Source organism: Cryobacterium aureum, from assembly GCF_002954245.1.
Lineage (GTDB): Bacteria > Actinomycetota > Actinomycetes > Actinomycetales > Microbacteriaceae > Cryobacterium > Cryobacterium aureum.
This window is the reverse complement of record NZ_PPTG01000019.1, coordinates 1-13,659: the sequence shown is the minus strand read 5'-3', so window position 1 is coordinate 13,659 and position 13,659 is coordinate 1. Positions and strand designations below refer to the sequence as shown.

General features: G+C 67.7%; 8 protein-coding genes. 7 read left to right on the top strand and 1 reads right to left on the bottom strand.

What is annotated here, in order from left to right; translation table 11 throughout:
* The 7 genes from CJ028_RS20630 to CJ028_RS07430 all read left to right on the top strand — a co-directional run.
* A partial coding sequence (locus tag CJ028_RS20630; RefSeq protein ID WP_129590417.1) for an FHA domain-containing protein occupies positions 1-753 on the top strand: 753 nt, incomplete at its 5' end.
* 3 nt (positions 754-756) lie between these two features.
* Entirely contained in the window at positions 757-1,620 is an 864-nt protein-coding gene (locus CJ028_RS07455; protein WP_105034644.1) for a PP2C family protein-serine/threonine phosphatase, read from the top strand.
* A complete protein-coding gene (locus tag CJ028_RS07450; protein ID WP_105034643.1) occupies positions 1,607-2,212 on the top strand; it encodes a hypothetical protein in 606 nt (201 codons plus the stop codon). The genes CJ028_RS07455 and CJ028_RS07450 overlap by 14 nt, the downstream gene beginning before the upstream one ends.
* A 78-nt stretch (positions 2,213-2,290) precedes the next feature.
* The gene (locus tag CJ028_RS20930; protein ID WP_161498923.1) at positions 2,291-3,874 is read left to right on the top strand and encodes a variant leucine-rich repeat-containing protein; all 1,584 of its coding nucleotides are present in this window, start codon (positions 2,291-2,293) and stop codon (positions 3,872-3,874) included.
* Between the two features lie 50 nt (positions 3,875-3,924).
* Positions 3,925-5,901, top strand: coding sequence for a DUF7937 domain-containing protein (locus CJ028_RS20925; RefSeq protein ID WP_105034642.1), 1,977 nt, complete (start codon positions 3,925-3,927; stop codon positions 5,899-5,901).
* Positions 5,902-5,997: 96 nt separating this feature from the next.
* Positions 5,998-7,242 (top strand): variant leucine-rich repeat-containing protein, encoded by a 1,245-nt coding sequence (locus tag CJ028_RS07435; RefSeq protein ID WP_105034641.1) that lies wholly within the window; start codon positions 5,998-6,000, stop codon positions 7,240-7,242.
* Complete coding sequence (locus tag CJ028_RS07430) at positions 7,243-12,600, top strand: vWA domain-containing protein (RefSeq protein WP_105034640.1); 5,358 nt, start codon at positions 7,243-7,245, stop codon at positions 12,598-12,600.
* 58 nt (positions 12,601-12,658) lie between these two features.
* On the opposite strand, the gene CJ028_RS07425 is transcribed toward CJ028_RS07430, so the two are convergent.
* Positions 12,659-13,659: HNH endonuclease signature motif containing protein (locus CJ028_RS07425; RefSeq protein ID WP_129590416.1), on the bottom strand; the 1,001-nt coding region annotated here is incomplete at its 5' end.

The window sequence follows — 13,659 nt, the reverse complement described above, 5'->3', positions numbered from 1 at the left end:
CCCGTTCTGTCCGCCCCGCCTGCCCCGCCCGTTCTGCCGGCCCCGCCCGCCCCGCCGGTCGCCCCGCCGGTTACCTCGGCGCCGCCTGCGCCGCCTACGGCGCCTGCGCCCCTGGCGCCGCCGATTCTTGCAACACAACCCGTTGCTGCACCGCCCGTTGCGGCCGCCGCACCGGCCAACCCGTGGGCTCCGCCGGCACCAGTCGTTCAGGCGAGCGCCGCACCGGTCGCTGCTGCGGCACAGGAGCAAGCGATCTCCGACCTCCCGATTGCCTTGCCGGGTGAGCTTGCCGCAGTCGCCGCGGAGATCGCCGCCGGGCCATCCGTCGCCGAAGTCCCCACAGCAGTACGCGCAGCAGCTGAAGCTCACAGCGAATCCGACGACGACGATCTCGACGAAACCATGATCGTGGCACGCCGTATGAAGCCGTGGACGCTCGAAACCGAGCACGGTCTCAAAGTGTCGCTCACCAAACCGGTCGTGCTGCTCGGGCGAAACCCCGCTCGTGGTGGCGCGCACACCGACGCACAGTTGGTTCCACTGCATGACCCAGGCAAGACGGTGTCGAAGACGCACGCCCGCCTGGACTTTGTCGAGGGAGCCTGGGGTATCAGCGACCTGCACTCGACCAACGGCGTCGTGCTCATCGATGGTGGCGGCCTGGAGAACGAACTCGATGCGGGTGCGAGCGCACCCCTGACCGATCGGTTCCTGCTGGGGGAGCTTGCGGCGCGCATCTACCTGGAGGCCTGAGTTATGACCCACCTCGCCGAACAGCGAGCGACCAGTGCTGGGGTGTCGCTGCAGTGTGGCTCGCGCACCGACGTCGGCCGCAAACGGCACGAGAACGAAGACTCCCTGCTGGCGTCCCAACCCGTGTTCATCGTTGCAGACGGCATGGGCGGGCTGGAGGCCGGCCAGCGGGCCAGCACCGCTGTGATCGCCGAATTCCAGGCCTGCATCGGCCGCACCGATGTAGCGGCCGGTGACGTGGTGGGCGCGGTCGAGCGCGCCCACACCAGCGTGCGTGCCGTGTCGGATTCGACCGGGCGCGGCGCGGGCAGCACCCTCACCGGGTTGGTTCTCATCGACCACGAGGAAGCGCCGCAATGGCTCATCGTGAATGTCGGCGACTCGCGCGTCTACCGCCTCCACGGCGGCGATTTTCATCAGCTCACCGTCGATCATTCCCTCGCCCAGGAACTCATCGAGGAAGGGTCGCTGCTCAAAGCGGATGTCGCCACCTTCGCCCGCAAAAATGTCATCACCCGCGCGATGGGCGCCGACAACAGCAATGCGGACTACTGGCTGCGCCCGGTCGTAACCGGCGAACGTCTGCTCGTGTGCTCCGACGGCCTGAGCGGCGAACTCTCCGACGAGGCCATCAAAGCCGGTCTCACCCTCGGTGGCAGCACGCAGCAGACGGCCGACGCGCTGCTCGCCGGGGCCCTCGAGCACGGCGGCCGCGACAATATTTCGGTGATCGTGATCGATGTCATCGCAGGCGGAGTCAGCTCCTGGCACGGCGTCGCGATCGGCGACGACCACTCCGACACCATCGACACCCGCACCGAAGACACCCGACCGGTGCAGCGAGTGGCCCGCAATGCAGCCCGCTGACCCGCAGCTGCCAGCTGCGGAACCCGCAGTCGACGGGCCCGACGTTGAAGACACTGTCATCGTGCAACGCACGATTGACGAACACACCCGCATCGTGCAACGCGACACTGATGAACACACCCGCCGTGTGGTGCGGGGGCCCCGTGCTGCGACAAGCGATTCTGACGGTGCGCCGAACGAGACCGACCCCGCTGTTGACCCGGGTGAGGCGACCGTGCGTTCCTCCCGGGGCAGCACGGCAGCCGATACCCTCCTGAGCGGGCGGCGAGCGGCCGCTCCCGTGCACACCCCGGTCATGGATTCCCTGCAACGTCGGTACCAGCCGCCGCAGGTGCAGAGCGGTGAGAGCGTGCGCTACGCGGCGCGGCCGACACCGACCATCGTGCCGCCGCAGAAGTCACTGCCAGTAGCCGACGTCCAGCCAGACCTGGCCCGTCTCCGCCTCGCCGACGCGGCGGCCGAGATTCGCGAGCGTGCCGCGGCCACGAAACGTCGTCGTCGTCGATTGACTCTGACGTTGATCATCTCGAGCACCGTTCTGGTCGTGCTCGCAGCCACCGCGTACACCGTCTTCACCATTCTCACCTGGTAGTGGCGACCCGGCCCGCTACCGGCCACCCCATACTTCGTACCCGTCCGCCAGCACCGAATATCTAGGAGCATTCCTCTCGTGACAGATTCCACCTCCCCCCTCTCTCGGGAAGCCGCTGACCCGGCGACCCCGCAGGCCCGGCTTGCCGAGATCGCCGCCGCCCACCACGAGTTGCACCCCGTCATCGCCGGAAACCCGTCGTGCTATCCGGCCCTGATCGAGTGGATGCTCCAGCTCGGCACGATCGCGCCCGTGATCGCGGCGCCTGTTGGCGTCGCGCCTGCCACCGTTGCGGCATCCCCGGTGATGAATCCCTATGCCCAGCCGGGCCAGGCTCAATCGGGCCCGGCTCAACCGGGCCAGGCTCAACCCGGCCAGGCTCAACCCGGCCAGGCTCCCAGGCGCCCGCGCAAGAAACTGCTGATCTGGGGCTCGATCGGGGTCGTCGTGTTGCTGGTCGCCGGCGGCGGCGTGTGGGCCTACGGGGCCATCTTCTCGAAGCTGGGCGGGGCATCCTCGCCGACCGCCGCGGTCGAAAAGCTCCTCGAAGGCACCGCCGACATGGACCTGATCAGCCTGTACGGTTCGCTGTCTCCCGCGGAAATCGAGTCGTTCAAGGCGCCGATCGATCAGCTCAGCACTATTGCCATGGACGACGAGAACGGCGACCCGGTGGACATGCCGGAGCTCATCAACACGGTCGTCGACAGCCTGAACATCACCCTGACCGGGCTTGAACTCGAGGCTGAAGACATTGAAGAAGGCATCGCCGTCGTCACCATCACCGCGGGTGAGATAACCATGAACGGTGATGCTGAAACGATCACCGACGCGTACCTCGAAGTCGTCGCCCCGCAGCTGCGTCTGCAGCAGGAGTCGTGGGGCTACGACGACAGCGACACCGATTCCATGATCGCCGACCTGCGTGAGTCGTCGATCGACGAGCTGAACGACATGCTGCCGTACACGCAGACGGCCGCCGACCTGGCCGACTCGCTCGGACACGACGCCACAATCGTCACCGTTCGTGAGGGAGGCTCCTGGTATGTCAGCCCGCTGCTCACGACCGGCGAGAACATTCTGCAGAGCGGATCGTACGATTTGGCCCGGGGCAACCTGGTCGCCGCCGACGATGTGGCCTCGTTCGACACCGCCGATGCCGCGGCCGAAGGATTCGCCGAAGCCGTGATCGAGTTCGGCGAGAACGGCGACTATGGCGACCTCGCCGCCGTGCTGCCCGAGGCCGAACGTCGCTTTCTTAGCCTGTACGGTGACGTGCTCATGCCCACCGATGGTGACGGCGACTACGACAACCTGCAGATCACCGATTTCGCCGTGACCCCGCAGATTGAGGGCAACACGGCACGCCTCGATATCGACAGCATCGTCATCGAGGGTGACGGCTACAACTGGCCGTACCGTACCGAATTCACCGGGGTCTGTGTCACCACGGATTCGGATTACTCGTCATTCGACGGATGCCTCGACGACACGTCCTGGATGGAAGAGCTCGGTGCCGACAGCTGGCGGGTTCTTTCGGTGCAGGAGAAGAGCGGATGGTTCGTCAGCCCCATGCGCACCCTGGCCGACGTGACCGGCATTGCCGTCGACAACCTGGTGCGACTCAGCCAGGACGGCGAACTCGACCGGCTCTACGAGTAACACCCTCGCAGCACAGTGACAAGAAACCAGAACGAAGACAGAGGACTCAAATGACCTTCGACCCGAACGCCCCCCAACAGCCGCCGGCAGCGCCGCAGCCCGTAGCCGCCGCCGCACCGCAGCCCGGAGCCCCCGCCGCGCCGCAAAACGCCGCGCCGCAGTACGCCGCGCCGCAGTACGCAGCCCCGCAGCAGTACGCTGCGCCCGCCGCGCCGCCGCAGTATGCGCCAGTGCCGACCCGACCGAAACCGTTCGCCGGCATCCCCGCCTCCGACTGGGCGCGCGACGGCGGAGCCCTGCTGTTGCTCCTCATCTCCCTTGCCCTGCCGTGGATGTTTAGTACCGACAGCTACAGCATGAGCGAAACGATCGGAGCAACCGGCCGCATCGAGGTCATCCTGATCACGCTGCTGTCGCTGTTCTCGCTCAGCCTCACCTACCTGCTGCGTGCCGGCGTCTTCGGCCCCGGTGTTGGGCTGGCCCAGGTCTGGTTGATCCGACTGGTGGTCAACGCGCCATATGCGCTCCTTGTACTGGGTTTCATGCTCGTTGACGCCTTCTCCAAGGATCAAACGACCGGACTCGGCTACGCGGCCGCGTTTGGACTGGCCGGCGCCTTCTTCGCCGCCCAGCCCCGCGCCGCCGAACTGGTCGGCATCGTCGGCTACCACCCGATCGCGCGCCTCTGGCACCGCATCGTAATCGGCTACGGCGTCGTCGTGGCATTGACCGTGCTGGGCGGACTGGTTCTCGGACTCGTCGCGTCGACATCCGCTCAGGTCAACGCCGTGGTGCTGCTCACCGCGGTCCTGGCCGTGCTGGCCGGCGCGGCCGCCGTGCTGCTGCCGATCTATGGAATCATTCGCGGCAGCGTGATCTGGCTCACCGTCGGCCGCGCGCTCGGCGGCATCGCCGTCGCCGTCATCACGATCGACGCGTTCACCGATTTCGCTCTGTCTGTGGGCGGTGTCGAGTCGCTCAGCTGGGGCGGCTACCCGCTCATTCTGCTCGCCGCGCTGCTCGGTCTGGCCTCGGCGCCGGCGCTACGGCTGGCGATGGTGCCGATGGAACCGATCGCCAAATGGTTCGGCGTCGCCTCACTCACTCTCATTCTCATCATCAGCACCGCCGGCCTGAGCCTGCTGCTGGTCATCGCAAACCTCATTGGGAGCGGTACCACTTCCGATTCCACCGGTCTGAATATCGGTGCCACGATCGTGCTGTCCATCATCATCGTGGTGGCCATCATCGCCCGCACAACGCTGCGGTCCAACCCGGCCGGCAGCCAGTGGCTCGTGCTCGGACTAACCGGCATCGTCACCGTGCTCGGTATCGTCTTCGTCGTGCTGCGCGCACAGACCCTCAGTGACGAGAACGTGGGTGAGCTCTATTCCTGGATGTTCGATGGCGCGGCGTACAGCTCCTTCTCGCTGATCATCCTCACGACCGCGGCGACGCTGAGCCTCGCCCTGGCCTTCGGACTGCCGGCTCTGGTGTTCTACTCGCTGACCGCCCCGGCCGCCGTTCGCGGCTACTTCACCCAGTACGGACCGGTTCGGGCCCAGGCCCAGGCCACTTACACCGGTTATGCGCCAGCTGCGCCGGTGCCCCCGGTCGCGCCGCCAGCTGCGCCGGTACCCGCGGTTGCGCCGCCAGCTGCGCCGGTACCCGCGGTTGCGCCGCCAGCTGCGCCGGTACCCGCGGTTGCGCCGCCAGCTGCGCCGGTACCCCCGGTTGCGCCGCCAGCTGCGCCGGTACCCCCGGTCGCGCCGCCAGCTCCTCCGGTACCGGTTGAATTGGCAGTCGAAACGCCGGTTGAAATGCCCGTCGCAGCTCCCAGCGCGGCCAGCCTGGCGGCCGGCGACCCGGCCACGTCTGCCGCCGAGCTCTACGACCTGGCGCAGAAGCACCCGGAGGTCTGGCCGCAACTCGCGGGTAACCCGAGTGCCTACCCCGACCTGCTCACCTGGTTGGCGCAATCGCCCGACCCGCTCGTGCAGCAGGCGCTGCGCGCCCGCGGCCTCTAGCTCCACCGAACACCAGCCCACCGAACACCAGCCCAGCGCTTAACGAGCGCTGGGCCTGCGACCGCACCCCACTCACCCCCAACCCGGAGCCAGCCCGTGAATCCCACGCTTATCGCCCTGCAAAACCTCGCGGCTGACCCCCAGAGCAGCCCGGAGCGACTCGCCGAGCTTGCGCAACAGCATCCGGAGCTGCGGCAGATCATCGTCAACAACCCCGCGAGCTATCCCGGGCTTCTGCAGTGGATCGCCGACGTGACAGCGGCAGATGTCGCAGCAGCTGATCCGGCAGCAGCTGATCCGGCCGCTGCCGGCATCGATCCGGCTCTGGAGCAGGCCGTCCCGGATGCCAAATCGGTGCCGCCGGAGCGCAAGGCGCGCTGGTGGATCGCCGTGGCTGCGGCATCCGTTCTGGCACTCATGCTCGCGAGCGGCGCCGGCGGAGTCTTCGCCGGTTGGGCCGTGGCCAACCACCTCGTGGTCGCCGAGGTCTCCCGCACGAGCCCGGAGGTCATCACCGTGGCGCTGCCCGAATACCAACCGGGCGACGTGGCCATCATGCCCGATGTGCGCGGACTCGACACCGAGCGGGCCATGCAGGCCATCGTCGACGCGGGTGTGCCGGCCGAACTCATCCAGGTCGCCACCCGCCCGGCCGCCGGAGTGGTCGGCGTCATCGTGCAGCAGACGCCGGTCTTCGGCGCCGAAAACCCCACGAGCGTGACGATTCTGGAATCCACGCCCGCAATCGTGCCCGACTTTGCAGGCCGCCCGGCTGCCGAGATCATCGACGAGCTTCAGGGCATGGGCGCCCGCGTCGAGCAGACCCGCCAGTACGTTCCCGGCGCCGTCATCGGCACGGTCACCAGCATTGTTCCGGCGCCCGGCTCGGCCCTGCCCGAATCGGTCGCCATCGTGATCGCCGACAGTGCGTCACGCGTCTCGCTCGACGACATCGATCCGGCCAAGGGATCGACCAGCTTCGGCAGCACCCAGTCGGTCGGCGGCCAGGACTACGACGACGCGGTGACGATTTCGGCCGGTCCAGACACCGAGACGGTAACGTGGACGCTCGGCGGCCACGTCGCCGAGGTCACGGGCTCGCTCGGCCTCGAAGACGACCAATACAACGACGAGTCCATCACGGTCGTGGTGCTCGCCGATGGCACCGAAATCGCCCGCTACGCGCTCGCGGAGGGGCCTCCGGTCGCGTTCAGCTGGCTCGTCTCCGGCGTGACCACCCTGTCGGTGCAGGTCACGAGCGCCGAATCTGATTACGGCTCGCACCTTGTGCTCATCACCCCCGAAGTACTCGGCAGCATCGACGAACTGGGAAAACTCTAAGTGAGCGCCTCGGGGGCCGCTCCTACGCCGCGTCGTCGCGCGGCACTCATCCTGATCGCCGCCGGACTCGTCGTCACCCTGGTGCTGGCCATCGGCGTGGTTTGGTTTCTCATTGACGGTCGCAACAGCGCCGCCGCCGGCACCCTGTCCGGTCTCGAATCGGCAGGCTCCGCCGGAAGCTGGCACGCCGTCGAACCGTTCGACATCGGGTCAGAAGACCTGCTCGCCAACGCAGTGACCGAGTTTTCCATTGACCGAGCGGATGCCGCCCTCCCGAAAAACACCACCTCGGTTCTGCTGCAACTCGAGATCGTTCCCGGCGCAAAACCCGGCGCTATCGTCATCGGCACACAGCCGACCGACACCCCCACCGTGAGCTTCAGCGCGAACGCACCGGGCACAACCTCGCAGCTCGTACTGCTCGACGACACGGGCTCGTTCACCCTCACCGCCGACCAGTCGGTTGCCGTGACCCTGACCCTGTTCGCCTACCTGCAGGTGGCAGGCAAGGGCGAGCCGGCGGTCGGCCCCGGTGGCAGTGTGGCCATCGCGCCTCGCCTCGTGATTGACACGAACGCCGGCCTTGGCGGCACGCTCGCTGCCATCGACTCCCCGATAACGCTCAGCCCGCAGGGCCTCGGTGCGGTACCGACCGACGACGTGGCGGCCGTCTGGCTGCAGGTTGCCCTGCTCGGTTCCAACGCGCAGCTCAGTCTGCCCACCGAGGGCGCTGATGACGCTCCGGCGGTCGTGCACAGCAGCGGAACGTGGAGCAACGCCCTCATCCTCGTTCCGCTCGATGATCGCGGCCTGTTCCAGTGGAGCTTCAGCGGCACCGTCGACGCCGTGCGCGCGAGCGTCACCGGCTGGGTCGCCGGCCAGAGCCGGTCTCTCGACGCCGCCACGATCGTCGGCGGGCTCGTTCCCGTCGCCACGTCATCCCTCGACACGACCGCTCTCGACACCACTGCCACCGACCCGAACGGCCTCGCGCCGACCCTGCCGGCCGGCATCGCCACGGCGGCAGTCGGCTCCGCCCTCTACAGCGTCGAGGTCACCAGTGCCACGCCCGGTACCGTGAGTGCCGACGCCGGTGACAGCCTGGCCGACGACCGACGCGAGACGTCCCTGCCGGTGCGAGGGACGGCATCCACTCTGGTGATCGCCGGCCCCGGCGGCACCATCAGCCTTCCCGACGGCGCGATCGCCGACTCACTCACCCTGCTCGGCTACTTTCCCACCGCGCTGCCGGCCAACGACAACGCGCCGACGCTCACCATCACCGAACCGGCCGCAGACGGCACGGTCAATCTCGGCGACGCCGGCGGTACCTTCGTCATTCACGGAACGATCAACCAAGCGGATGCCGGCGTACAGCTCGTCGAGGTGCGCCTCGGCAATCGCTCCATCGGCAGCGCCCGCGTCGACACCACCACGACTCCGCCGCGGTGGAGCATCGAGACCTCGGCGACCCCCGGCACACACGAGGTGAGCGCCACGGTGACGGACTGGGCCGGCCAGACCGGGCAGGACGAGGTCGCGTTCACCGTGGAGGTACCGGCCGAGAGTGAGGCCGTCGCCAACAACCGCACCGTCGTGCTCGACGCGGACAGCCTCGGCGTGGCGTCGAACCTGACCGCCTCGTCGATCTCGTTTGCCGGGCTGTCCCCGGCCGTCGTCGGCGAGTTCATCGTTGCCGGAGTGTCGGAGGCGACGCCGGACGGCATCATGCGCGAGGTCATTGCGGTGGAACTCATCGACGGGCTCGTGGTCGTTTCGACCCGGCCGGCGGCGTTCGGTGACATCGTGCTGCAGGTGAATCATCGGGTCGCCGACCAGGCGCTGCTGCCCGATACGGCCCTCACTCCGCCGGCCACAGCTAGTGGCGCCGCGAGTGGTTCCACCGAGCGCAACCGCCCGGTCGTGCTGCCGGCGTCCTACAATGCCGCAGCCGTCGATCCGGCTGGCCTCCCCACGACCGACCTGGCCGAAACCAAGCGCATCGGTGTCGTCGACCTCAGTGCCACGGTCTCCGTTACCACCGAGCCCGAAGTCTCGGTGGAGTACGAGAGCAAGAGCAACGACGTCAAGATGAGCATCACCGCCTCCGCCGAGGGCGCCGACGCGAGCTTCTCGGCCGGCGACACCGAGCTGTCAGTGCCCGAGCCCGACGCCAGCCCCAGCCCCACACCGGCACCGGCGCCCAGCGCCGCACAGACTCCGAACAAACCCACCTTCAGTGGCGAAGCGAGCCTCGAGCTGGGCGTCGCCTTCGAGCTGGTCAGCTACGCCACCCTGACTATTGAGATCGCACCGTTCTGGGAATGGAAGCGCGACGTGCGCACCGTGCTCGCCGACTTCGAATCGAGTGTCAAGCAACAGCAGACCCAGACGATCGAGGTGAGTTCTTACGGCGAAATCGCCGTCGCCTACGGCTCGGGCAAGAAGCATCGCCGGGTGGGCCAGGTTGGCACGCCGCTGCAGGTGACCGCCGGCAACTTGCCCCACGTTTCGCTGGGGCGCCTGCTCGGTGTGATTCCGACTCCGGTCCCCATTCCCTGGGTGCTCACCTTCGACCTGAGCGCCGAGTTCGACTGGTCCCTGTCGCTGACCGGCACCACGACCTTCACGGCCGTTGAACGCATCACCCGCGAATTCGGTGTGCGCCTGGAGAACGGCACGCTGCGGTCGTTCAACGACACCATCACCGAAACCGCCCCCACCGTGTGGAAGAGCGAACTCGAGGTCTCGCTCGGCGCCACTCTCGCTCTGCGGGTCGACGCGATGATCTACGACATGGCCGGGGTCTACTTCGGCATCAACATCAAGCCGGCCCTCACCGTGGGCTCGGTGACCGAGGGCACGGTCGGCGAGGCTCCGGCATCCGTTGTGTTCACGAGTACGTTCGACATCGTCGTCGAGGGCGTCATTGGAGTGAAACTCGAGGTCTTCGACAAGAACCTGCTCAGTTGGGAGGCCGAACCGCTGCAGTTGTACAAGAAGGTGTTCTGGGACGAGGAGTACACCCTCGATGAGCTCGCTTACGCCCTGACCGGGGACGAGGCCTTTGCGCCCGACACCGACCCCGACACGGCCACCGGAACCGGCAACCGCCCCCTGCTCGTGGTCGTCGACCTGTCGGGTTCGATGGCCGGTGAACGCATCGAGAAGGCGCAGGATGCCCTCACCGAGCTGGTGATGAGCCAGCCGCTCGGTTCGGAAATGGGAATCTGGACCTACGGCGGCGGCTGCGACGCGCCGGGCGATTACGCCATCGAGGTTGCCCCGGTGATGGGCACCGGCGACCTCGTCTCCGAGATCGCCGGGTTTGCAGCGTCAGGCGGTACTCCCACCGCCGAAGCGCTGCTCGCAGCGACCAAACAGCTGCAGGAAGACGGCCTCAGCGGAGCCACCGTGGCCCTGGTCTCCGACGGGGAGAGCGGGTGTGGTGATCCCTGCGACGCTGCGGCGCAGATTCGCGCGCACGGATTCGACCTGCAGGTGTACACCGTCGGCTTCCAGACCTCCGACCTCGGCGAAACCGAGCTCAAGTGCATCGCCGATGAGACCAACGGCACCTACACCTCGGTCGACGACGTCGATGCGCTCGCTGACAAGCTCGCCGAACTCGGTCGAGCCAGTATCGACCTCACGGTCGCCGCCGGCGACACCATCCTGGCCAACCAGCCCCAGAACGTTGACGTCACGGTCACGAACCCCTCCGGTCGCGACGCGGCCGACGTCACCGTCGCGCTCACCTTTCCGAGCGGCGACCTGGTGCCGCTGGTCAGCCCGTCACCGCAACTGCTGTTCGGTAACCTGCCGCCCGGTGCCAGTAGCACGCAGAGCGTGCAGCTCTATAGTGCGGTGCAAGATGCGGTCGGCAGCACCGATTATCGGGTGATTGCCTGGGGACCGGAGGTCGACGCCGTCATCGTCGAGGGCAGCTATGAGACCCTGCTGCAGCGCACCGACCCCATCGAACCCGGTGCCATTTTGGCGGATGCCGCGGCGAGCGACTATCCGGCAGCTCTGGTCGGCGACGGCCTGGCCTCCGGAGGCTCCGGCACGGACTGCGAGCCTGATCAGAACAGCGCCGCCGGGTACGCCGTCGCTCTCGCCGCGTCGACCGACCCGGTCGTGCTCGCCTGCGCCGCGACCTCGGGCAACAACCTGCTCGGCTCTGAGATGCCGGGCGGCCGAGGGAACCAGCTCGAACGCCTGGCTGCCGAGCCCGCTGTGAGTGAGGTGGTCGTCTCGGTCGGCGCCGCCGACGTGGGGCTCGACGCCCTGCTTGCCCTGTGCGCGAGCTCCGGGTGCGCGCAGGGCGACGAGGCCGTGCGTACCGTGATCGGCAAGGTGCAGGAGCTTGACCTCAGCCCGGTCTACCGCAGCATCTGGGCCACCGTGAACACCGAGCAAGCCCGGGACGCTCGCGGCGGCACCCACGCACCGGTGATCGTGACGGCCTACCCGCAGCTGTTCTCGAGCGACCGCGGAATTGACTGCACCACCGAGTGGGGCCGAGCCGAAGCCCGCGTTGGGCACACCGTCATTGCCTATCTGAACGCCTCCCTCGAAACGGCGGCCCTGCGGGTGGCCGCCGACGGCTACGAGGTGTACTACGCTGCCGGGCCCGAAGATGCCCTGCAGCCCAACCACACCCTGTGCGACGACGACAGCTTCGTCACGGTGACCGACGAGGGACAGCTCGCCCCCAGCGCCGATGGCTTCGCAGCGATCGGCGACACCCTGCTGCTCTGGAGCCAGAACCGTGCGCGTGTCGAACCCTCGGCATCCGCTTTGGCCAACGCCGAACGCTACGCGGTGCCGGCGCCCGGCCTGCTCAAGAACATCGACCGTGCGGTCTCTGGCCTCGCCAACCCCACAAAACTGGCCGAGCTGGGGGTGAGCGGGCCGGCCGTGCACGTGTCGCCCGGGCAGCAGGTGCGCGTCACCGGTTCCGGCTACTTGCCGGGCTCGCCGGTGGTCGTGACCCTCTCCGGTGACCCGAGCATTCTCGGTACCGTCACAGCGGATGCCACCGGCCACGCCGAACTCACCGCCATCGTTCCGCAGCACACGGCTCTGGGCACAGCAACCCTGACCATGAACGGCGCCGCCGCTAGCGGCCCCGAGCTGGAACTGGTGCGCGAGCTGCGAATCGGCGCTCTCGTGCCGGTCTGGATCGTGGCCACCGTGTTCGGCGGCCTGCTGATGCTGCTGGCCGCGATCGGGCTGGCATTGTTCGCGCGTCGACTGTTCGACCGCCGCCTGGCCGGCGGGGCTTCGCGTCGTGGCGCCAAGACTCGCGTTGCGCGCCCGCGGAATCTCGTGCGCAGAGATGTCGACGCCTGAAAGCGTGGCCTTTTCAGGATGTGAAACCGAGACACTCTGGTGGACAGCGCACTAGGGCTCAGGTGCGCCAGGGTGGTTCGGGGCTGGGGGTGTTGGCGCGGTGGCTGTGGGCGGGGCGCCAGGTTTGGGTCGGGTCCCAGAGCAAGGGGCCTCGTACGTGGGGCCGACCGTCTTTCATGCGGATTTTCCATCCGCTGGTGTCGATGGTGTGGTGGTGGAACCAGCAGAGGAGACACCCGTTGTCGATGTTGGTTGGTCCGTTTTTCCCGTAGGGGATGACGTGGTGGGTTTCGGTCCAGCGGGCGGGGATGGTGCAGCCGGGGATGATGCAGCCGCCGTCGCGGGCACTGATGGCGGCGCGCTGCTTGGCTGTGAAGCAGCGGACGGTGTCACCGAGGTAGAGCGCGTCGCCGTTGTTACCGACGATGACTTTCTGGGCGCCGCCGGAGCAGATGGTCTCGTTCACTCGGCGCAGGCTGACAGGGGCTTCGATGCCGTCGATCCAGCCGACGCCGCGATCGTTGTTGAGGTCGGTGGCGTTGACGTGGATCATGATGGTGGGGGCGGCGCCGCCCATGGTTGGGGTTTTGGGGTCGCGGGCGGCGGCTTGGAAGACGTCGCGGAGGATGTCGGCGCGTTTCTCGCCCGCGGTGCGGCGGTCCCCGTCAAACCGGGTGTCCCCGGAGAACGGGTCAGCACTGAATTGCTCGGTATCGACGTTCGTCTCATCAATGCCATCCAGCGTTGCGCTCTCCGCGCCCGCGCTGCTGTCGAGGGATTCGGTGGGCGCGAACATCGGGGTGCGTGACCTGGCTGGGTTTGAGCGAGCACTGAGGTAGGTGTCGAAGAGGGTGTCCATGATGCCGCGCAGTTCCGGGGTGACATCGGCCCGCAGCGGGTACAAGCCGTTGCGGAGCAGCCCGAAGGTCAATGTGCTCTTTGCCTCGGTGATGGCGTCGTTGGGGGCGGTGCCGTCGGGGTCGAGGCGGGCTTGCCATTCCATGGCTTGGGCGCGCAGTGCGTCGGGGGCGAAGCGGATGCCCGCGCCGGGCAGTCCGG